This window comes from Enterobacter sp. WP_7_1 (assembly GCF_003688535.1).
In the GTDB taxonomy this organism is placed as follows: Bacteria; Pseudomonadota; Gammaproteobacteria; order Enterobacterales; family Enterobacteriaceae; genus Enterobacter; species Enterobacter asburiae.
Genome location: NZ_REFK01000001.1, coordinates 565266 through 586335, shown reverse-complemented (window position 1 = coordinate 586335; position 21070 = coordinate 565266). Strand labels below are relative to the sequence as shown.

The following is a 21070-nucleotide window of genomic DNA, read 5'->3' as shown; positions in this document are numbered from 1 at the left end:
CCGTTGATAATGGCGTAGTAAGGCCTGCCAGCCGCATACCTCACCCACCGGCCGGGTTGCATCAGCCGAAACCCGGCACATACTTCTGAGGATTAATCCTGGTGAGGGTATGCAGGTATGGGCTTGAAAAACAAAACCGCCGTCATCTTCGGGGGCAGCGGCGCCATCGGCAGCTCAGCGGCGCACGCACTGGCGCGTGAAGGGGCGGATGTGTACCTCGCCGCGCGTGACCACGTCAGGCTGGAGCAGGTCGCCAGCCGTATTCGCGCCGCCGGAGGGTCTGCCAGCACCTTTATGTTCGATGCGCTCGATGATTCCTCGCAGCTCCCGGACCTTGCCCGCATTGATGTCGTCGTCAATGCCACGGGCTTTATGCACGATCAGGGTAAACGCCTTGAGGCGTTAACGCTCGGCGAGTTCAGGCAGGGTTTCGACCCCTTCCTGGCCGCGTACTTTAACATTGCAAAAGCCGCGTCGCCCCGCATGGGCGGCGAGCATGGCGGGACCATAATTACCGTCGTCGCCCCCGCCGCCACTATGACAATGGCGGGCCATCTCGGGCATATCGTCGGCTGCGCGGGAACGGAGGCCTTGACCCGAGCCCTTGCGGCTGAGCTGGGGACACACAATATTCGCGTGCTGTGCGTGCGTTCACACGCGATAGCCGACGCGGTGCAGGCGGGTTCGTATGTGGGGACCATTTTCGCCGCGAAGGCGCAGGCGATGGGGATTACGGTTGAGCAGTTTCTCGGCGGTGCCGCGCAAAGTACCCTGACGCATAGCCTACCTACGCTGGCACAGGTGGCAGACACGATTACGTTTCTGGCCTCAGATGCGGCAGGCGCTATGACGGGAACCACCGTCAATATGACCGCGGGCGCAACCTAGCGGCCGCCCTCGCCCGCAATCCTGCCCACCATCGCCCGGATCTCTTCGCGGGTTAACGGCGCCCGGTCGGTGACATAGTGAAGCGTCATCCCTTCGATAAACGCGTCCAGCGCGCGGGTGGTGACCGGGTCGAACCACTGCTCCAGCGTGGTCTGGCTCATCTTCATCCAGTCCTGCATAACCGTTTTGAGCGCCGCGCTGCGGTGCATAAAGGCGTAGAGCTGATACATCAGCGCCATGTTGTGCGGCGTGGTCACCTGCGAGCTGTGGATCAGCGTGGTGATAGATTCGCACGCCATTTCCGGCCCGGTAACGCCGGCGAAGAAATCCCGGTACTGCTGCGACATCTGCCGGGTAAACCACGTGAAGGCCTCCTCCAGCAGCGTCTCCATGCCGTCGAAATAGTAGGTCATCGACCCAAGCGGCACGCCCGCGCAGGTGGCGATTTTACGGTGCGTGACGGCGTGAATACCGTGCTCGGCGATAGTATCGAGCGTTGCCTGCAGGATCTTTTCCCTGCGATGCGGATCGTTCGGTGGTCTGCTCATAAATTCCTCACGTGGTTTGTGTACAAATGTACACAAACTTGCTAGTGTTGTCGCTATTGTTGTACTTCTGGTGCTACCCCAATGACGCTGACCTCCCCCCGTAAAGCCCTGCAGCGACGCCTGTGGGCGCTGTTTATGTTCTTCTTTATTCCCGGACTGCTGATGGCCTCCTGGGCCACGCGCACCCCCGCTATTCGCGATATTTTGTCCGTTTCTACCGCCGAGATGGGCATCGTGCTGTTCGGCCTGTCGATAGGCTCCATGAGCGGCATCCTCTGCTCCGCGTGGCTGGTAAAGCGCTTTGGTACGCGAGCGGTGATCCGCACCACCATGTGCTTTGCCGTGTTCGGGATGGGGATACTGAGCGTGGCGCTGTGGTTTGCCTCGCCGCTGCTGTTCGCCCTTGGCCTGACGGTATTCGGCGGCAGCTTCGGTTCGGCTGAAGTTGCCATCAACGTAGAAGGGGCGGCGGTCGAACGTGAGATGAATAAAACCGTACTGCCGATGATGCACGGTTTTTACAGCCTCGGCACGCTGGCCGGAGCGGGCGTGGGGATGGCGCTGACGGCCACCGGCGTGAGCGCGAATCTGCATATCCTGCTTGCGGCGCTGGTGTGCATCATTCCTATCCTGACCGGCATCCGGGCCATCCCGGACGGCACCGGTAAGAACTCCGCTGACGAACAGCACTCGGCTGAAAAAGGGCTGCCCTTCTACCGCGATTTTCAACTGATGCTGATCGGCGTGGTGGTGCTGGCGATGGCGTTCGCCGAAGGTTCCGCCAACGACTGGCTGCCGCTGCTGATGGTCGACGGTCACGGCTTTAGCCCGACCTCCGGCTCGCTGATTTACGCCGGGTTTACGCTGGGGATGACCGTCGGGCGCTTCACCGGCGGCTGGTTTATCGACCGCTACAGCCGCGTGGCGGTGGTGCGCGCCAGCGCCCTGCTGGGCGGCCTGGGTATCGCGATGATCATCTTTGTGGATGTGGACTGGATTGCCGGCGTCTCGGTGATCCTCTGGGGACTGGGCGCGTCGCTCGGCTTCCCGCTGACCATTTCTGCCGCCAGCGATACCGGCCCGGATGCCCCGACGCGCGTCAGCGTGGTGGCGACCACGGGCTATCTCGCCTTCCTGGTCGGGCCGCCGCTGCTCGGCTTCCTCGGCGAGCACTACGGGCTGCGCAGCGCCATGCTGGTGGTGTTAGGGTTGGTCATCATCGCGGCGCTGGTGGCGCGCGCGGTGGCAAAGCCGGAAACGAATCAAACGACACTGGAGAAGGGATATGAGCGTTAAACTGATCGCCGTCGACATGGATGGTACTTTTCTGAGCGATGCCAAGACCTATAATCGCCCGCGCTTTCTGGCGCAGTATGCCCGCATGAAGGCGCAAGGCATACGCTTCGTGGTCGCCAGCGGCAACCAGTATTACCAGCTGATCTCCTTTTTCCCGGAGATTGCGCATGAGATTGCCTTCGTCGCGGAGAACGGCGGCTGGGTCGTAAGCGAAGGTGAAGATGTCTTTAACGGCGAACTGTCGAAAGCCCATTTCGAGACCGTCGCGAACGTGTTAAACGAGGTTCCAGGCATTGAGATTATCGCCTGCGGGAAAAGCAGCGCGTACACGCTGAAATGCTATGACGAGGGCTTTAAGGATATCGCGGCGAAGTATTACCACCGCCTCGAAATGGTCAGCGATTTCGACAATCTGAACGATATTTTCTTTAAGTTCGGGCTTAACGTGTCTGACGATGAAATTCCGCGTATTCAGGCGCTGCTGCATGAAAAGCTGAGTGACATCATGGTCCCCGTCACCACCGGCCACGGCAGTATCGACCTGATTATCCCCGGCGTGCATAAAGCCAACGGTCTGCGGATCCTGCAAAAGCGCTGGGGCATTGACGATAGCGAAGTGGTGGCCTTCGGCGACAGCGGCAACGACGTGGAGATGCTGCGCCAGTCCGGGTTCAGCTTTGCGATGGCGAATGCCAGACCGCATATTAAAGCGGCCGCGCGTTTTGAAGCGCCGCATAATAACGATGAAGGCGTTTTAGACGTGATTGAGAAGGTGCTGAAAGGGGAAGCGCCGTTTAATTGATACCGTGCGGTTTGATGCCCTCACCCTAGCCCTCTCCCACAGGGAGAGGGGACTGTTCCGTGCTCGCCAACAGGGAGAGGGAATAAGAATTAAGGTTGCAGGGCGTTTCCGACGCGCTTGTCTTTCAGGAACACCACCATTAAGCCAACCCACAGCACGCCGTTGGCGAGGTTAAACAGGCTGAACAGCCCGTTGCCGCCCATCGCGTAGGCATGTTTGCTCACCTCAATACCGACGGTAAAAATCAGCATCTGCAGCATCCCCATCGCTGCTGACACCGTGCCTTTACTCATCTCGCTGGCAAACAGCGTCAGGCGCACCAGCCCGGCGTTGGCCACGCCAATTCCGAAGGCATAGAGGCTGAGACCCGCCGTCATCCACAGATAGGCGTGGGATGACGCGACGGTCGCCACCGCAGCCAGAATCAGCCCTGCCGCAATCGGCCAGCCGCCCATGATAATCAGGGAACGCACGGTCCGGCGTGACGTCAAACGTGCCAGCACCAGGTTACCGATAATCAGCGCGCCAAAGATCGGCACCTGCAGCAGGCCATACTCGTAGCTGCTGAGCTTTTCACCGCTGATGATAATGACCGGCGACTGCGCGATCCACGCCAGCAGCGGCAGGCTAACGAACCCGGTCGCCAGCGCGCCCGCCACAAAGCGGCCATTCTTCAGCACCTCTTTGTAATCCCGACCCAGCTCTTTCAGCGAGAGTTTCTCGCCGATGCGGGTGGCCGTTTCCGGCATCGCCCGGTGCAGGCCAAAGAACGCGAAGGCGGCGAGAAGCGCAAAGAGCACAAACATCCCTTCCCACGGCGCAACGTGCACCCACGCGGCACCCACCAGCGGCCCGAGTAAGGGGGCGATCAGCGCCACGTTCGCCATCAGCGCGGTAATCTTGATACACACCGCCTCCTCAAACGACTCCTGAATGGCGGCATACCCCACGGCGCCGATAAAACATAGACTCACCCCCTGCAGGAAGCGCAGCAGGGTAAATTGTTCAATGTTTTGCGCCAGCAGCGTGGCGAGACAGGTGACGATAAACCACACCACGCCCGTGAGCATCACCGGACGACGGCCAATACGATCCGACAGCGGGCCTAACAGCCACTGTAAAAACATGCCGCCGGCCAGATAGGCGGTCATGGAGGTCGGTACCCACTCAATTCCCGCGTTGTACTGCGCCACAACGGCCAGCATACCGGGCTGGATCATATCGTTGCCGATATAGGTAGAGAATTCGTAGAGCACCAGACACAGAGGGAAAAGCAACGCCTGACGACCCAGACGTGAACCAGAAGAAGAACGGTTTAACATGCAATCTCTTTATAATGACAAAATCGCGACGAGTTTAATGAAATGCCGCAGCCCGAGATAGTGATTTATCGAGGATAAACAGAAATAAAGCACATATCGTCTTCGTTTAAGGTTTCCTTAAGTTGACAGTTTTATGATAGCCCGATTACTCGTCAACGATCCCAAATTATGGCACTCACCTCCAGCCGTTCAGAATTGTCTAACTTACAGACAAATAAGACAAAACGACTTTACCGCTTGCCGACCCGCTTTTATGGTTATCAGCTTTTCGTACTGATCGCCCTTGCCGTGGTGTTTACATGGCTATCGCGCAATGAAGCGCTCGACAGGTGGATCACTGGCTTTTGGTATGACGCGGCAACGCAGAGCTTCCCGCTGCAGAAGGACCACCTGCTGGATCTGCTGAACCACCGTCTGGCGAAGTACATTGCCATCGCCTTAGGCGCCGTGGCGCTGTTTTACGGCGCCTACAAGCGTAACGCAAGGCTGGTCACGGCGGCGCTGCTGATGGGCGTTGGCGCGCTGGTGGTAGGCGTGCTGAAAAGCGTGAGCCATCACAGCTGCCCGTGGGATCTGGTGGAATATGGCGGTAAGGCTATGTCTTATCCCCTGTTCAGCGCCGTCCCTGCTGACAGCGGTCCGGGGCGCTGTTTCCCCGGCGGTCATGCCTCCAGCGGCTTTATGGTGATGGGGCTGTTTTTTGCCTTCTGGCGCGAGCGTCCGCGTCTCGCCTGGTGCTTCGTCGCGCTGGGCGTGGTGTTAGGTCTGGCGATGGGCTATGGCCAGGTCATGCGCGGGGCGCATTTTTTCTCTCACAACCTGTGGGCCGGGTGGTGGGTCTGGTTTTCCCAGGTGGTTGTCTACGGACTCATTTCCACCCGGTTTGCTAAAGAGTGATAACGCTATGTTAGAGAATCTGAATTATCAGCTGTTTTATCTGATCAACGCCACGCCAGCCTCGCCTGAGTGGACGATCGATTTTGCCACCTTTCTGGCAAAAGATCTGATCAGCATCGTGCCTGCACTGGCTGCGATTCTCTGGCTGTGGGGGCCCCGCAGCCAGGTGAAGGCGCAGCGTCAGCTGGTGATTAAAGTGGCGATGGCGCTCGGGGTAAGCGTACTGCTGAGCTACATTCTGGGTCACGCCTTCCCGCACGATCGTCCTTTTGTCGATCATGTCGGCTATACCTTCCTGCACCACGCGCCGGATGACTCGTTCCCGAGCGATCACGGTACGGTAATCTTCACCTTCGCGCTGGCTTTCCTGTTCTGGCATCGCCTGTGGTCCGGTGCGGTCCTGATGGTGGCGGCCCTGGCAATCGCCTGGTCTCGCGTTTACCTGGGCGTTCACTGGCCGCTGGATATGGTGGGCGGTTTCCTGGTCGGGCTGATTGGCTGCGTGAGCGCGGCTATCCTGTGGAGCCTCTTCGGTGAAGCGCTCTACCGCACGCTGTCTTCGCTCTATCGCGCCATTTTCGCTATCCCGATCCGCAAAGGCTGGATACGTGACTAACCCCAACCTGACAGGTTACACTTGAACCCCCGCCCTGCGGGGGTTCACTTTTTTATCCCGAGGAACTATGGAAACACGTCGCGATGACCGCATTGCTCAGCTGCTACAGGCGCTGAAGCGCAGCGATAAGCTGCATCTTAAGGAAGCCGCCAACCTCCTCGGCGTCTCAGAGATGACCATTCGTCGGGATCTGAACAGCGAAAGCGCGCCCGTCGTGCTGTTGGGCGGGTATATTGTGCTTGAGCCGCGTAGCGCCAGCCATTACCTGATCAGCGACCAGAAGACGCGCCTGGTGGAAGAGAAACGCAAAGCCGCCCGGCTTGCGGCCTCACTGGTACAGCCGCACCAGACGTTGTTTTTTGACTGCGGAACCACCACGCCGTGGATTATCGAAGCCATCGACAGCAGCATCCCTTTTACCGCCGTGTGCTACTCCCTGAACACCTTTCTGGCGCTTCAGGAGAAACCCGAGTGCCGGGTTATTCTCTGCGGCGGCGAGTTTCACGCCAGCAACGCCATCTTTAAGCCGCTTAACCTGCACGACACGCTCAGCAATCTCTGCCCGGATATCGCGTTTTATTCCGCCGCAGGCGTCAACGTGCGTCAGGGTGCGACCTGCTTTAACCTGGAAGAGCTGCCGGTGAAACACTGGGCGTTAAGCGCGGCGCAGTATCATGTGCTGGTGGTCGATCACAGCAAGTTTGGCAAGGTACGTTCGGCAAGAATGGGCGAGCTGGCGCAGTTTGACGCCATCGTCAGCGACTGCCGCCCGGACGACGAGATTGTGGCCCACGCGAAGGCGCAGCAGGTGAAGTTGATGTATTAAGAGGGGTGTGGCCTGATGCCCTCACCCCGGCCCTCTCCCACAGGGAGAGGGAGAAAACCCATAAGGTTTAGCTAAACCAGCTGCCAAACCATCCGTGGAATTTCATCATCACGAAATCCCACATCCGGCTGAAGAAGCCGCCCTCTTCCACCGCTTCCATTACAATCAGCGGACGCTGTTCAATCGACTTACCGTTTAGCTGGAAATCAATCGTCCCGACCACCTGGCCTTTTTTCAGCGGCGCCGTGAGCTGCGGGTCGGTCAGAGTATAGCTGGCCTTCAGGTTTTTCAGCTGACCGCGCGGAATGGTCACCGAGCCGCCTTCACCCGCCCCGAGATTGACTTCACTCTTGTCGCCAAACCAGACGCGCTGGCTGACGAACGTGGCATCCGGTTTAATCGGCGTCACGGTTTCATAGAAGCGGAAGCCCCAGGTCAGCAGTTTTTCTGACTCATTAAAGCGAATACGGTCGGTTTTGGTGCCCAGCACCACCGAAATCAGGCGCATGTCGCCCTGGGTCGCGGAGGCCACCAGGTTATAGCCCGCGCCCGCCGTAGTGCCGGTTTTCATCCCGTCCACGTTAACGTTGCTGCTCCACAGCAGGCGGTTGCGGTTCGGCTGGCGGATTTTATTGAAGGTAAACTCTTTCTCTTTATGGATGGCGTATTCATCCGGCACGTCGTGGATCAGCGCTTTCCCAAGCAGCGCCATGTCGCGCGCGGTACTGAACTGTCCCGGCGAATCCAGACCGTGAACCGTTTTGAACGTGGTGTTGGTTAAGCCCAGTTTCTGCGCGTAGCCATTCATCAAGCCAATGAAAGAATCTTGACTGCCGGCAACGTAATCGGCCAGCGCGATGCAAGCATCATTTCCCGACTGAATAATTACCCCTTTGTTCAGATCGGAAACGGAGACCTGATCCCCCGGCTTCAGGAACATCACGGAAGAGCCCCGCAGCGCCGGGTTGCCGGTGGCCCAGGCATCCTTCCCGATGGTGACCATATCGTCCAGCTTGATCTTGCCCGCTTTCAGCGCCTGGCCGACCACGTAGCTGGTCATGATTTTGGTCAGGCTTGCCGGATCGAGTTTCTCATCCGCATTCCCTTCCGCCAGCACTTTACCGCTGGAATAATCCATCAGGATCCAGGCGCGCGCATCCACAGGCGGCGCTTCGGGTGCAGCCTGTTCAGCTGCATAGAGAGTTGGTGCAAACAGGAAAAGGAGCGCAGAGCCTGTCGCAAGGCTGCGCAGAGAAGTCATTTTACGCGTCATAAATGCCACCCGAGTGTCCATTCAAAAATTACGTCACATCACCGTGTCGCAAGAAGCGATGAGTAATAGCGCACTAAAACGGTTAAAGAAACCCAACGAGGGTAAAGTTATTAAAGTTTATGCAATAACATTCAGATACGCTTTGATTCAGACGATTTTTTTGTCTTCTGTTGCGTAATTGTTAGGTTTATCTCACCATGGCGAAAGCTGACCCGGATTCACATCTCATCAGGAGTAAATATGATTACGCTTTGGGGCAGGAACAACTCGACCAACGTTAAGAAAGTGCTCTGGACGCTCGAGGAGCTGGATTTACCGTTCAATCAAATCATGGCCGGCATGTCGTTCGGCGTGAACAAAGAGGCCGACTATCTGGCCATGAACCCGAACGGCCTGGTGCCGCTGCTGCGCGATGATGAAACCGACGCGACGCTTTGGGAGTCCAACACCATTGTCCGCTACCTCGCCGCCCAGTACGGTCAGGGCCGCCTGTGGGTAGAAAGCCCGGCCCGTCGCGCTCAGGGCGAAAAGTGGATGGACTGGGCGAACCAGACGCTTTCCCCCACCCACCGCGTGATCCTGATGGGGCTTATCCGTACGCCGGAAGCCGAACGCGACTATCCCGCCATTCATGCCGCCCAGGACGCCTGCGAAAACCTGTTTGCGATGATGGATGAAGAACTGGCGAAGCACGCCTGGTTCTCCGGTGAGGCGTTCGGCGTGGGCGATATCGCCGTGGCGCCGTTCGTCTGGAACCTGACCAATATGGGCCTGAAGTGGACGCCGCGCCCTCATCTTGAGCGCTGGCTAAAACAGCTGAGCGATCGCCCGGCGTACCGCAACGTGGTGATGATCCCGGTCACCTGATTACGCACCGGACGGGCTGACTTTTAACAGCTGCCCGTCCGTCTCGTCGGTCAGCACATATAAATAGCCGTCCGGCCCCACCCGCACATCGCGAATACGTTTATCCCGATCGCCCAGAATTCGCCCGTCCTCCGTCACCTTATTGCCGTCCACGCTCAGCACGATAACGTCCTTTTCCTTCAGCGCGCCGATAAACAGCTTGTTTTTCCACTGCGGGAAAACGTCGCTGTTGTAGAACGCCATGCCGCTCACGGCAGGTGACACTTTCCAGACGAACAGCGGTTTTTCGGTTCCCTCAACGTGCTCGCCTTTGGCTTCCGGGATTTTCAGACCGCTGTAGTTAATGCCGTGCGTCGCCAGCGGCCAGCCGTAGTTCTTTCCTTTCTCCGGGATGTTGATCTCATCCCCGCCGCGCGGGCCGTGCTCGTTCAGCCACAGCGCGTCGCTCCATGGATTCATCGCCATCCCCTGCGGATTGCGAATACCGTAGGACCAGATTTCGGGTCGCGCGCCGGGGGTATTCACAAAGGGGTTATCCGGCGGCACTTTCCCGTCTTCGGTGAGGCGCACCACTTTACCCTGCAATTTATCCAGATCCTGCGCCGTCGGACGCTGGTTGTTCTCGCCGAGTCCAATAAAGAGCGCGCCTTTGCCGTCGAACACCAGTCGCCCACCAAAATGGTTTCCGGTGGAGAGTTTCGGCATCTGGCGGAACACCACCTGGAAGGCTTCAATGCGCGTCAGATCGTCGCTCAATCGGCCATAGCCCACCGCCGTTCCGGCTTTGCCGTCACTCCCTGCTTCGGCGAAGCTCAGCCAGATGCGGCGCGATTTTTCAAAATCCGGGGCCAGGACCGCGTCCAGCAATCCTCCCTGACCGTTTGCCCAGACCTTCGGCACGCCGACAATCGGATCGGATAGCCCTTTTCCGGCCTGCCAGCGTTTGAGCTGGCCGTCCTTCAGGGTCACCAATAGGCCTTTATTGTCCGGCAGAAACGCCAGGGACCAGGGGTGATCGAGTTTATTTTGCAGCACCTCAACCTTGACCGTCTCTGGCGCGGCAAGAAGCGAAAACGGAATGAACAACGCAGGCAGGAAAATTAGCGAGGATCGAGGCATAACGCGCTCCTTTATCGGCATATGGCTTAAAGGTTAGCCACTGCATCCGGGCGCGTTACCACTTTTACAAAAGCTTAATCAGAAGGGGGAGTTGCCTCCCCCTGGGCTCAGTGCTGTTCAAGCTTCTCGTGCTCGTTCAGGCACATGATGCATAGAGAGAGCGTGGTCAGGCAGTTTTCAAGCTTCTCCGCGTTAACAGCGATAAAATTCGGGCAGTCGTGGCGTCCATTCATCAAACATACCCCAGCGATGGAGAGCACCTCAGCGGCGCGGCGCAGGGCGATCAGCTCACTTTCGCCGTATTTCGCCTTCAGGGTCGGTGCTTTTTCACGCATGAAATTGCAAAGTTCAAACAGGTTATCACGCAGATGTTCGCTTTCGCTGACTGACATATACCCTTTCGCCTTCCTCAACTGCAGGTACGCGGCGAGGTCGATTCGGGCGTTGATCAGCTTGTTAAGCAGATCGCGTTTTAGTCTGTCAACGGTCATGCTCTTTCCTCCTCTGTCAGCCATTGTGCATAGTCAGGATAAGTTCATTTTTTGTACAGTTTAATGCCTGGGATCAATTTTTATTAACTGATTAACATTATTTACAATGTTACAACGTCTGCCCGAGTCATCCGCCTTGCAAAGAGTGTATAAATCCCCCGCGATACGCTGTAAAATCCCGCCCTGATAACTCCATAATTGATGAATTTTTAACCTATGAGCAATGTTACGCACCAGCCGAAAATCGGCTTCGTTTCCCTGGGCTGCCCGAAAAACCTCGTGGATTCCGAACGCATCCTGACCGAACTGCGCACCGAGGGCTATGACGTGGTGCCAAGCTACGACAACGCCGATATGGTGATCGTGAACACCTGCGGATTTATCGACAGCGCGGTTCAGGAGTCACTGGAAGCCATCGGTGAAGCCCTGACGGAAAACGGCAAAGTGATTGTTACCGGCTGTCTGGGCGCGAAAGAAGACCAGATCCGCGAAGTGCACCCGAAGGTGCTGGAGATCACCGGCCCGCACAGCTACGAGCAGGTGCTGGAACATGTTCATCACTACGTGCCAAAACCAAAGCACAACCCGTTCCTGAGCCTGGTGCCAGAGCAGGGCGTGAAGCTGACGCCGCGCCACTATGCTTACTTAAAAATTTCCGAAGGCTGCAACCATCGCTGCACCTTCTGCATCATCCCGTCCATGCGTGGCGATCTGGTGAGCCGTCCGATTGGCGAAGTGCTGGCGGAAGCTAAACGTCTGGCCGACGCGGGCGTGAAGGAGCTCCTGGTCATCTCCCAGGACACCTCAGCTTACGGCGTGGACGTTAAGCACCGCTCCGGTTTCCACAACGGCGAGCCGGTGAAAACCAGCATGGTCGGCCTGTGCGAGCAGCTGTCCAAGCTCGGTATCTGGACGCGTCTGCACTACGTCTATCCGTACCCGCACGTTGACGATGTGATCCCGCTGATGGCGGAAGGCAAAATTCTGCCGTACCTGGATATCCCGCTGCAGCACGCCAGCCCGCGTATCCTGAAGCTGATGAAGCGTCCTGGCTCCGTTGATCGCCAGCTGGCGCGCATCAAGCAGTGGCGCGAGATCTGTCCGGATCTGACCCTGCGCTCCACCTTCATCGTCGGCTTCCCGGGTGAAACCGAAGAAGACTTCCAGATGCTGCTCGACTTCCTGAAAGAAGCGCGACTGGACCGCGTAGGCTGCTTCAAGTACAGCCCGGTAGAAGGCGCAACCGCCAACGAGCTGGCGGACCAGGTGCCGGAAGAGGTGAAAGAAGAGCGCTGGAACCGCTTCATGCAGCTGCAGCAGCAGATCTCTGCCGAGCGTCTGCAGGAAAAAGTAGGCCGCGAGATCATGGTCATCGTTGACGAAGTGGACGAAGAAGGCGCGATTGGCCGCAGCATGGCGGACGCCCCTGAGATCGACGGCGCGGTGTACCTGAACGGCGAAACCAACGTTAAGCCGGGTGATATTATTCGCGTGAAGGTTGAAAACGCGGACGAGTATGACCTGTGGGGTAGCCGGGTTTAATTACATTCCCCTCACCCCGGCCCTCATCCCAAAGGGGCGAGGGGGAAAACCGCACCGAGCAGTCCCCTCTCCCCTCCGGGGAGAGGGTTAGGGTGAGGGGCAATAAACCTACCCCTTAATCCTCGGATCCAGCGCGTCGCGCAGCCCGTCACCCAGCAGGTTAAACGCCAGCACGGTCAGAAAAATCGCCAGACTCGGGAAGATCGCCACGTGCGGCGCAATCACCATATCCGCCCTCGCCTCGTTCAGCATCGCGCCCCACTCCGGCGTTGGAGGCTGCGCCCCTAACCCCAGAAACGACAGGCTGGCCGCCGAGATAATCGACACGCCGATACGCATGGTGAAATAGACCACGATGGACGACACCGTACCCGGCAGAATATGGCTGAACAGGATGGTGGCATCGCTGGCCCCCATGCTGCGGGCGGATTCGATAAAGGTCTGCTGTTTCAGCACCAGCGTGTTGCCGCGCACCAGACGGGCAAAGGCCGGAATCGAAAAGACCGCGACCGCAATGATGACGTTCGCCATGCCGCTGCCCATGATCGCTACCACGGCAATCGCCAGCAAAATGCCGGGGAAAGCAAACAGCACGTCGCAGATGCGCATGATGATGCGATCCCACCAGCCTTCGTAATATCCGGCAACGAGGCCCAGCACGGTGCCGATGGCCGCACCAATCAGCACCGCGAACACCCCGGCGGCAAGCGAGATTTGCGCCCCGACAAGCACGCGGCTAAAGATATCGCGCCCGAGGGAGTCCACGCCGAACCAGTGCAGCATCGACGGTCCGTCGTTCAGGCGGTCGTAGTCAAAATAGTTTTCCGCATCAAACGGCGCCACCCACGGCGCAATCACCGCCACCGCAATAAGCAGCAGCACAAACAGCCCCGCGGTCATCGCGACCGGCTGGCGGCGAAAACGCCGCCAAAATTCAGACCACGGGGTGCGGACGTGGTCCGGTTTTAGCCCCGGCATCGCGTTTAAAACGGCCTGACGTCGCCAGTTTAACAATCGCATCTTACTTGTACCTGATAGCCGGGTTAATGGCGGCGTAGAGCACGTCCACCACTAAGTTGATAAGAATAAACTCCAGCGAGAAAAGCAGGACTTCCGCCTGAATCACCGGGTAGTCGCGCATCTCGACGGAATCAACAAGCAGGCGTCCCAGCCCCGGCCAGTTGAAGACCTTTTCCACGACGATCGAGCCGCCGAGCAGAAAGCCAAACTGCAGCCCCATCATCGTCACCACCGGGATCATCGCATTACGAAAGCCGTGCTTGAGAATGACCCACTTCTCGCTGACCCCTTTCGCCCGCGCGGTGCGAATATAATCTTCGCTCAGCACGTCAACGAACGAGGCGCGGGTAAAGCGGGCCATTACCGCCGAAACGGCAGCGCCCAGCGTCATGGAAGGCAGGATGTAATGCTTCCAGGTATCGGCCCCGACGGTCGGCAGCCAGCCCAGTTCGACGGAGAAGATCTGCATCAGCAGCATCCCCAGCGCGAACGCTGGGAAGGAGATGCCGGTCACCGCCAGCGCCATGCCGAGCTTGTCGGGCCAGCGGTTGCGCCAGACGGCCGCGATAATCCCGGCGCCAAGCCCAAACACGACCGCCCAGCTCATGCTGGCTATCGTTAACCAGAACGTCGGCATAAAGCGGCTGGCAATCTCCTCCGACACCGGACGGCGCGACACCATCGAGATACCAAAATCGCCTTGCAGAACGTTGCAGATATAATGGATGAACTGCATATACAGCGGCTGGTCGAGACCAAGCTGCTTACGCACCAGGTCAATGACGGTGGCATCCGCTTCAGGCCCGGCAACCAGACGCGCCGGATCGCCCGGCAGCATATGGACAAACAGAAACACCAGGACCGCCACAATCAGCAGCGTCGGAATAAGCCCCAGCAGGCGTTTACAAACATAATTCAGCATGAGGTTTATTTTAAATCCGCATCGTCAAAGCTAAAGCCGGTGTCCGGCATGATGTAGAAGCCGGTCAACGCTTTGTTATGGGCTGACACCAGTTTCTCCACCACCAGCGGCACCCACGGTGACTCTTTCCAGATAATATCCTGCGCGTCTTTGTAGAGGCGGGCCTTCTCTTCCGGTTTGGTGGTTTTCAGGGCATCGGCCAGGTCTTTGTCCACCTGCGGGTTGCTGTAAAACGCGGTGTTGAACAGGGTTGGCGGCCAGTTCTGCGAGGCAAACAGCGGCGACAGCGCCCAGTCGGCTTCACCGGTCGAAGCCGTCCAACCGGTATAGAACATCCGCACCCCGCTCTCTTTCTGCCCTTTCCCCTCCACTTCTGCCGCACGCTGTCCGGCATCCATCGCGGTCACCTGCGCCTTAATGCCGACCTGCGCCAGCTGCTGCTGGGTAAACTGCAGCACCTTCTGGGCGGTACTGTGATTATGCGAGGACCACAGAGTGGTGCTGAAACCGTTCGGGAAGCCCGCCTCTTTCAGCAGCTCGCGCGCTTTGGCCGGATCGTACGGCCACGGCTGATAGCTTTGCGCGTAGGCGATCGCCGGCGGCAGCACGCCGGTGGCCGGAGTGGCATAGCCGGCAAAGGCGACCTTCACAAGCGCCTGACGGTTAATGGCGTAGTTGATGGCTTCACGCACCTTCGGGTTATCGAACGGCTTTTGCGTGACGTTCATGCTGATGTAGCGCTGCATGATCGACGGGCTGGCGACCAGCTCCAGCTTGCTGTTTTTCTGCAAAATGGCGGCCTGCTCGTACGGGATCGGGAAGGCAAACTGCGCCTCGCCGGTTTGCAGCATCGCCGCGCGGGTGTTGTTGTCCACCACCGGGCGCCAGGTGATGGTGTCGAGCTTCGGCAGCCCCTGCTGCCAGTATCCGGCGAATTTCTTCACCTTCACAAAATCGGTCTGGTTCCAGGAGAGCAGTTCGTAAGGGCCGGTGCCAACAGGGTGGAAGCCGATCTCCTTACCGTATTTCTTCAGCGCGGCAGGGGAAATCATCGCCGTTGCCGGATGCGCCAGAATATTGATAAACGCGGAGAACGGCTCTTTCAGGGTGATTTTGACCGTCGCCGGGTCGACCACCTCGGTGCTGGCGATATTTTTATACAGGTTATAGCGCTTGAGGCTATTTTCCGGATTGCTGGCGCGGTCCAGGTTAACCTTCACCGCCTCCGCATTGAAGTCTGTCCCGTCCTGGAACTTCACGCCGGTCCTGAGCTTGATGGTATACACCAGCCCGTCCTCGGATACGGTGTACCCCTCCGCCAGCACGTTTTTGAGCTTCATCTCTTTATCGAGGCCAAACAGGCCCTGATAGAACGATTTCGCCACCGCCTGAGAGAGCGTGTCGTTGGCGTCATACGGATCGAGCGTGGTGAAATTAGAGCCGACGGCAACCACCACATCTTTGGCAGCGAACGCGGGGGCAGCGGCCAGGGCTGCCGTCACGCTCGCGGCTAACAACCATCTACGCGCTACAAATGTAACCATTGTGTTCTCCTGCCTGTTGTAAGTTATAACCGCGAAAAAGCGTTGTCCTGACGCGGGGGAGCGACGAAATGACCCGGCCCGACCTCGCGCAGCGTCACGCGCTCCACGGCCTCGCCGCGTTTATGAATATTGCTCGGCATTTCATCCTGCAGCAGCACGCGCTGGCCGTGACGATGCGCGGGATCGGCAACCGGTACCGCCGCGATAAGCTTGCGGGTGTACGGGTGCTGCGGGTTTTCAAACACCGCCCTTCGCGGCCCAATCTCCACGATCTGCCCCATAAACATCACTGCCACGCGATGGCTGATGCGCTCGACCACGGCCATATCGTGCGAGATAAACAGGAAGGCAATGCCCATATCCCGCTGTAAATCCAGCAGTAAGTTGATGATTTGCGCCCGAATAGAGACATCCAGCGCCGAAACGGACTCATCGGCAATCACCACTTTCGGGTTTAGCGCCAGCGCGCGGGCGATGCAGATACGCTGCCGCTGTCCACCGGAAAACTCGTGCGGATAACGCCAGGCGTGCTCCGGCTTCAGGCCGACGCGCTCCAGCAGCCAGGCCACGCGACGCTGTGCCGCTTCGCCGTCGAGCAGGTTATGCACCCGCAGCGGCTCCATGATCGAATACCCCACCGTATGGCGCGGATCGAGGGAGGCATACGGATCCTGGAAAATAAACTGAATATCCCGCCGCACCGCCTGCAGCCTGCTGTCCGGAAGGGTATCAATGCGCTCACCGTTAAAGGTAATGCTGCCTTCCTGTGACTCCACCAGACGGAGCAACGCGCGCCCGGTGGTGGATTTACCGCAGCCGGACTCCCCCACCAGCGCCAGCGTTTCGCCCGGCCAGAGATCGAAACTGACGTTTTCCACCGCGTGCACTTCGCGCTTAACGCGGTTCAACACTCCGCTGCGCAGCGGAAAACGGGTGACCAGATCGCGCACTTCCAGAATGGGCTTACCCGGCACCACGGTGTCCTGCTCGCGCTCATCCTCCTGCTGCTCAGACGCCTCGAGAGAAATCAGGGGGAAACGGCGCGGCAAATCGCTGCCGTTCATCGCCCCCAGGCGCGGAACCGCCGCCAGCAGCGCTTTGGTGTAAGGATGCACGGGCGCGTGAAAAATCTGCTCAACCGGGCCGGTTTCCACCGCGCTGCCCTTGTGCATCACCAGCACCCGATCGGCGATATCGGCGACCACGCCCATATCGTGGGTGATAAAAATCACCCCCATCTCCATCTCCTGCTGCAGCACTTTGATGAGCTGCAGGATCTGCGCCTGAATCGTCACGTCCAGCGCCGTCGTCGGCTCGTCGGCAATCAGCACCGCCGGACGGCAGGAGAGCGCCATGGCAATCATCACGCGCTGGCGCATGCCGCCGGAAAGCTGATGCGGGTAGCGACCCAGAATGGCCTGCGCCTCCGGAATGCGCACCAGCTCCAGCATCCGCCGGGCCTCTTTGAGCGCTTCATCGCCGCTCAGCCCCTGATGCAGGCGGATGGACTCGGCGATTTGTTCCCCGACCGGGAAAACCGGGTTCAGGGAGGTCATCGGCTCCTGGAAGATCATCGCAATGTCCGCCCCGCGCACGCCCTGCATCTGCGAACCGCTCAGCTCATTTAAATCGATGACCTGACGGTTGCGGCGGCGCAGAAGCATTTTCTCACTGCTGATTTGCCCGCCCGTCTGTTCCAGCAGGCGCATCAGCGCCAGCGCGCTGACCGATTTACCGGAGCCGGACTCGCCAACAATCGCCAGCGTCTCGCCGCGCCTGAGCGTGAACGATAAATTCTGTACTGCGGGGATGAACTGCCGCTCTTCCTGAAACGCAATATTGAGCTGATGGACAGCCAGCACTTCGCGGTTGTCCAGTTCTTCACTGTGCGGCACGCGCTGCCCCCTTATTCACGATAGATGCCCGTGCTCGGTTCATCACCGGCATAGCCCCAGGCGCGATACATGCCTTCGCTGTTGAACGGCAACGCCACGTTGCCCTCACGATCCACCGCAATGAGCCCGCCGACGCCGCCCAGGGCGGGCAGTTTCTCCATCACCACGCGCTCGCAGGCTTCGCTGAGGCTTAAGCCGCCGTAATCCATCAGCGCGGTGATGTCGTAGGCCGCGAGGGCGCGGATAAACACTTCTCCGGTTCCGGTACACGACACCGCCGCCGTCGCGTTATTGGCATAACAGCCGGCGCCCGGCAGCGGGCTATCGCCGACGCGCCCGGGCAGCTTGTTGGTCATCCCGCCCGTGGAGGTCGCCGCCGCGAGGTTCCCGGCCTTATCCAGCGCCACCGCGCCGACCGTGCCCATTTTGGTGGTTTCATCCAGCGGCGCACTGTGGTCAAGCTGCATCATGCCCGCCGAACGGGCTTCCAGCAGCTGCTGATAGCGCGATTCTGTGGAAAACAGATCCGGTGATACCGGCTCCATCCCGTGCTCGAAAGCAAACGCCTCCGCCCCGGCCCCCGTCAGCAGCACGTGCGGACTCGCTTCCATCACCAGACGCGCGGCCAGCACCGGATTGCGCAGATGACTCACGCCCGCCACGGCGCCCGCTTTCAGGGTGACGCCGTCCATCACGCAGGCATCCAGCTCGTGCGTTTCATCCCGGGTAAAGACCGAACCGATCCCCGCATTAAATAACGGGCACTCTTCCAGCAGGCGCACCGCCTCGGTGACCACGTCCAGCGCGCTTTCGCCCGCCTCCAGCATTTTCTGGCCCGTTTCCACAATGGCGTACAGCGCGTCGATATAGCGCTTTTCCTGCTCGGGACTGAGCTGTGCTCGGGTGATTGCCCCGGCGCCACCATGAATTGCGATTACCGCATTAACCATTCGCATCACCCGTTAGCCTGATTTGCGGCTTTTTCTATAAATATCATTATCGTCGATGAAACTTCAGATGATTTTTGAATATAGAAAGACGTAACTGTGATGTAAAGCGTACACCCATCGGGTCATACAGTTAGCCGCACTTTTCTGCCATAATGAGCGCTTTCGTTGTTACTCCGCAGGAGCCCACCATGGATTTTACCGCCGGACTGATGCCGCTTGAGACGGCACTCACGCAGATGCTTGACCGAGTTTCCCCGCTGCATGACGTTGAGACGCTGCCCCTCGTGCGCTGTTTTGGCCGTATTGCCGCGCGCGATATCGTCTCTCCGCTTAACGTGCCTGGGTTTGATAATTCCGCGATGGACGGTTACGCGGTACGCCTGGCGGATCTCCAGACGGGTAACGCCCTGCCGGTGGCGGGTAAAGCCTTTGCGGGCCAGCCGTTTAGCGGTGAATGGCCTGCGGGCACCTGCGTGCGCATCATGACCGGCGCGCCGGTTCCGGCCGGCTGCGACGCCGTGGTGATGCAGGAAGAGACAGAACAGACCGACGACGGCGTGCGTTTTACCGCGAACGTTAAAGCGGGCCAGAACATCCGCCGCACGGGTGAAGATATCACCCTTGGCGCAACGGTCTTTGCCGCCGGACAGAAGCTGACGGCAGGTGAACTGCCGGTGCTGGCCTCGCTCGGCGTTGCTGAAATCGACGTTATCCGTAAAGTGCGCGTCGCCGTTTTCTCCACCGGCGACGAGCTGCAGCTTCCGGGCCAGCCGCTGCAGGACGGCCAGATTTACGACACCAACCGCCTGGCGGTACACCTGATGCTGGAGCAGCTGGGCTGCGAGGTGATTAACCTCGGCATTATTCCTGACGATCCGGAAAAACTGCGCGCCGCGTTTATCGAGGCGGATAACGCCGCCGACGTGGTCATCAGCTCCGGCGGCGTCTCCGTGGGCGAAGCGGATTACACCAAAACCATCCTTGAAGAACTGGGCGAGATCGCCTTCTGGAAGCTGGCTATCAAGCCGGGCAAACCGTTCGCGTTTGGCAAGCTGCAACACAGCTGGTTCTGTGGCCTGCCGGGTAATCCGGTCTCGGCGGCACTCACCTTCTACCAGCTGGCGATCCCGCTGCTGGCGAAGCTTTCCGGCAACAGCGCCAGCCCGCTGCCTGAACGCCAGCGCGTGCGCGCCGCCACGCGCCTGAAAAAATCACCGGGCCGCCTCGATTTCCAGCGCGGCATTCTGGCGCGCAACGCGGACGGCGAGCTCGAAGTGAGCACCACCGGCCATCAGGGCTCGCACATTTTCAGCTCCTTTAGCCAGGGCAACTGCTTTATCGTCCTGGAGCGCGAGCGCGGCAATGTGGAAGCAGGCGAGTGGGTTGAGGTAGAGCGCTTTAACCACCTGTTCGGAGGCTGACATGACGGTGGAGCTGAGCGACCCGGAGATGATGCGCTACAACCGCCAGATTGTGCTGCGCGGGTTTGACTTCGAGGGCCAAGAAGCGCTTAAAGCAGCAAGCATCCTGGTTGTCGGCCTGGGCGGTCTGGGCTGCGCCGCCGCACAGTATCTTGCGGCGGCGGGCGTGGGCAGGATGACACTGCTGGATTTCGATACCGTATCGGTGTCTAACCTGCAGCGCCAGACGCTGCACAGCGACGCGACGGTTGGACAGCCTAAAGTGGACTCCGCCCGCTCGGCGCTGGCGCGCATCAACCCCAACGTTCAGTTCACCCTGATTGACGCGATGCTGGATGACGACGCGCTGTCGGCGCAGATTGCGCAGCACGACCTGGTGCTCGACTGCACCGATAACGTCGCCGTCCGTAACCAGCTTAACGCGGGCTGTTTCGCCCACAAAATCCCGCTGGTCTCCGGCGCGGCGATCCGCATGGAGGGGCAAATCAGCGTCTTCACGTACGCGGAAGGTGAACCCTGCTACCGCTGCCTGAGCCGTCTGTTCGGCGAGAACGCCCTGACCTGCGTTGAGGCGGGCGTGATGGCGCCGCTTGTCGGCGTGATTGGTTCCCTGCAGGCGATGGAAGCGATCAAAGTCCTGGCGCACTACGGCACGCCTGCCGCGGGGAAAATCGTGATGTATGACGCGATGACCTGCCAGTTCCGCGAGATGAAGCTGATGCGTAACCCGGGGTGTGAGGTTTGCGGAGGTTAAAGCAAACGGCAACCTTCAGGTTGCCGTTTTAGTGTTTGCTCCCTCTCCCTGTGGGAGAGGGTTGGGGTGAGGGCATC

The 21070-nt window shown here is 59.1% G+C and carries 20 protein-coding genes; 10 read left to right on the top strand and 10 right to left on the bottom strand.

What is annotated here, in order from left to right:
• Window positions 1-117: 117 nt before the first annotated feature.
• The gene (locus BJ885_RS02875) at window positions 118-888 is read left to right on the top strand and encodes an SDR family NAD(P)-dependent oxidoreductase (RefSeq protein ID WP_121931142.1); all 771 of its coding nucleotides are present in this window, start codon (window positions 118-120) and stop codon (window positions 886-888) included.
• Here BJ885_RS02875 and BJ885_RS02870 read toward each other — a convergent pair.
• Complete coding sequence (locus BJ885_RS02870; protein ID WP_121931141.1) at window positions 885-1436, bottom strand: TetR/AcrR family transcriptional regulator; 552 nt, start codon at window positions 1434-1436, stop codon at window positions 885-887. The two genes, BJ885_RS02875 and BJ885_RS02870, sit on opposite strands and share 4 nt — an antisense overlap.
• An 81-nt stretch (window positions 1437-1517) precedes the next feature.
• Between BJ885_RS02870 and BJ885_RS02865 the strand changes: the two genes are divergently transcribed.
• Window positions 1518-2732 (top strand): MFS transporter, encoded by a 1215-nt coding sequence (locus BJ885_RS02865; RefSeq protein WP_121931140.1) that lies wholly within the window; start codon window positions 1518-1520, stop codon window positions 2730-2732.
• Window positions 2722-3534: a Cof-type HAD-IIB family hydrolase gene (locus BJ885_RS02860; protein WP_029739436.1), complete on the top strand. Its 813-nt coding sequence runs from the start codon at window positions 2722-2724 to the stop codon at window positions 3532-3534. The genes BJ885_RS02865 and BJ885_RS02860 overlap by 11 nt, the downstream gene beginning before the upstream one ends.
• A gap of 89 nt (window positions 3535-3623) precedes the next feature.
• Here the strand turns inward: BJ885_RS02860 and BJ885_RS02855 are convergent, their stop codons facing one another.
• Window positions 3624-4856, bottom strand: coding sequence for an MFS transporter (locus BJ885_RS02855; protein ID WP_029739435.1), 1233 nt, complete (start codon window positions 4854-4856; stop codon window positions 3624-3626).
• A 168-nt stretch (window positions 4857-5024) separates the two neighbouring features.
• Between BJ885_RS02855 and BJ885_RS02850 the strand changes: the two genes are divergently transcribed.
• The 3 genes from BJ885_RS02850 (at window position 5025) to deoR (ending at window position 7195) form a co-directional block, all read left to right on the top strand.
• Complete coding sequence (locus BJ885_RS02850) at window positions 5025-5753, top strand: phosphatase PAP2 family protein (protein ID WP_121931139.1); 729 nt, start codon at window positions 5025-5027, stop codon at window positions 5751-5753.
• Window positions 5754-5760: 7 nt separating this feature from the next.
• A complete protein-coding gene (gene ybjG, locus BJ885_RS02845) occupies window positions 5761-6369 on the top strand; it encodes an undecaprenyl-diphosphate phosphatase (RefSeq protein WP_029739928.1) in 609 nt (202 codons plus the stop codon).
• A gap of 67 nt (window positions 6370-6436) precedes the next feature.
• The gene (deoR, locus tag BJ885_RS02840; protein ID WP_029739929.1) at window positions 6437-7195 is read left to right on the top strand and encodes a DNA-binding transcriptional repressor DeoR; all 759 of its coding nucleotides are present in this window, start codon (window positions 6437-6439) and stop codon (window positions 7193-7195) included.
• A gap of 67 nt (window positions 7196-7262) precedes the next feature.
• Here deoR and dacC read toward each other — a convergent pair whose 3' ends face one another.
• Window positions 7263-8468 carry a serine-type D-Ala-D-Ala carboxypeptidase gene (dacC, locus tag BJ885_RS02835; protein ID WP_032661393.1) on the bottom strand — a complete coding sequence of 402 codons (1206 nt, stop codon included), beginning with the start codon at window positions 8466-8468 and terminating at the stop codon, window positions 7263-7265.
• A gap of 240 nt (window positions 8469-8708) precedes the next feature.
• Here dacC and BJ885_RS02830 point away from each other — a divergent pair, with 240 nt between their 5' ends.
• Window positions 8709-9335 (top strand): glutathione S-transferase family protein, encoded by a 627-nt coding sequence (locus BJ885_RS02830; protein WP_054830335.1) that lies wholly within the window; start codon window positions 8709-8711, stop codon window positions 9333-9335.
• On the opposite strand, the gene BJ885_RS02825 is transcribed toward BJ885_RS02830, so the two are convergent.
• Entirely contained in the window at window positions 9336-10454 is a 1119-nt protein-coding gene (locus BJ885_RS02825; protein ID WP_121931138.1) for a PQQ-dependent sugar dehydrogenase, read from the bottom strand.
• A 107-nt stretch (window positions 10455-10561) separates the two neighbouring features.
• Entirely contained in the window at window positions 10562-10945 is a 384-nt protein-coding gene (bssR, locus tag BJ885_RS02820; protein WP_023310914.1) for a biofilm formation regulator BssR, read from the bottom strand.
• Window positions 10946-11161: 216 nt separating this feature from the next.
• On the opposite strand from bssR, the gene rimO reads away from it, so the two are divergent.
• On the top strand, window positions 11162-12487 hold the full coding sequence (rimO, locus tag BJ885_RS02815) for a 30S ribosomal protein S12 methylthiotransferase RimO (RefSeq protein WP_023310913.1): 1326 nt from the start codon (window positions 11162-11164) through the stop codon (window positions 12485-12487).
• 108 nt (window positions 12488-12595) lie between these two features.
• On the opposite strand, the gene gsiD is transcribed toward rimO, so the two are convergent.
• The 5 genes from gsiD to iaaA are packed head-to-tail and all read right to left on the bottom strand — an operon-like array spanning window position 12596 to window position 18818.
• Window positions 12596-13507, bottom strand: a complete 912-nt coding sequence (gsiD, locus tag BJ885_RS02810; RefSeq protein WP_024908682.1) for a glutathione ABC transporter permease GsiD — start codon at window positions 13505-13507, stop codon at window positions 12596-12598.
• 1 nt (window position 13508) lies between these two features.
• Window positions 13509-14429 carry a glutathione ABC transporter permease GsiC gene (gene gsiC / locus BJ885_RS02805; protein WP_023310911.1) on the bottom strand — a complete coding sequence of 307 codons (921 nt, stop codon included), beginning with the start codon at window positions 14427-14429 and terminating at the stop codon, window positions 13509-13511.
• Window positions 14430-14434: 5 nt separating this feature from the next.
• On the bottom strand, window positions 14435-15973 hold the full coding sequence (gene gsiB / locus BJ885_RS02800; RefSeq protein ID WP_121931137.1) for a glutathione ABC transporter substrate-binding protein GsiB: 1539 nt from the start codon (window positions 15971-15973) through the stop codon (window positions 14435-14437).
• Window positions 15974-15996: 23 nt separating this feature from the next.
• Window positions 15997-17868 carry a glutathione ABC transporter ATP-binding protein GsiA gene (gene gsiA, locus BJ885_RS02795; RefSeq protein ID WP_121931136.1) on the bottom strand — a complete coding sequence of 624 codons (1872 nt, stop codon included), beginning with the start codon at window positions 17866-17868 and terminating at the stop codon, window positions 15997-15999.
• Between the two features lie 11 nt (window positions 17869-17879).
• The gene (gene iaaA, locus BJ885_RS02790) at window positions 17880-18818 is read right to left on the bottom strand and encodes a beta-aspartyl-peptidase (protein ID WP_121931135.1); all 939 of its coding nucleotides are present in this window, start codon (window positions 18816-18818) and stop codon (window positions 17880-17882) included.
• Window positions 18819-19006: 188 nt separating this feature from the next.
• Here iaaA and moeA point away from each other — a divergent pair, with 188 nt between their 5' ends.
• Both moeA and moeB read left to right on the top strand, forming a co-directional pair.
• Window positions 19007-20239 carry a molybdopterin molybdotransferase MoeA gene (gene moeA / locus BJ885_RS02785; protein ID WP_121931134.1) on the top strand — a complete coding sequence of 411 codons (1233 nt, stop codon included), beginning with the start codon at window positions 19007-19009 and terminating at the stop codon, window positions 20237-20239.
• A gap of 1 nt (window position 20240) precedes the next feature.
• Window positions 20241-20993 (top strand): molybdopterin-synthase adenylyltransferase MoeB, encoded by a 753-nt coding sequence (gene moeB, locus BJ885_RS02780; RefSeq protein ID WP_121931133.1) that lies wholly within the window; start codon window positions 20241-20243, stop codon window positions 20991-20993.
• Window positions 20994-21070: the final 77 nt, after the last annotated feature.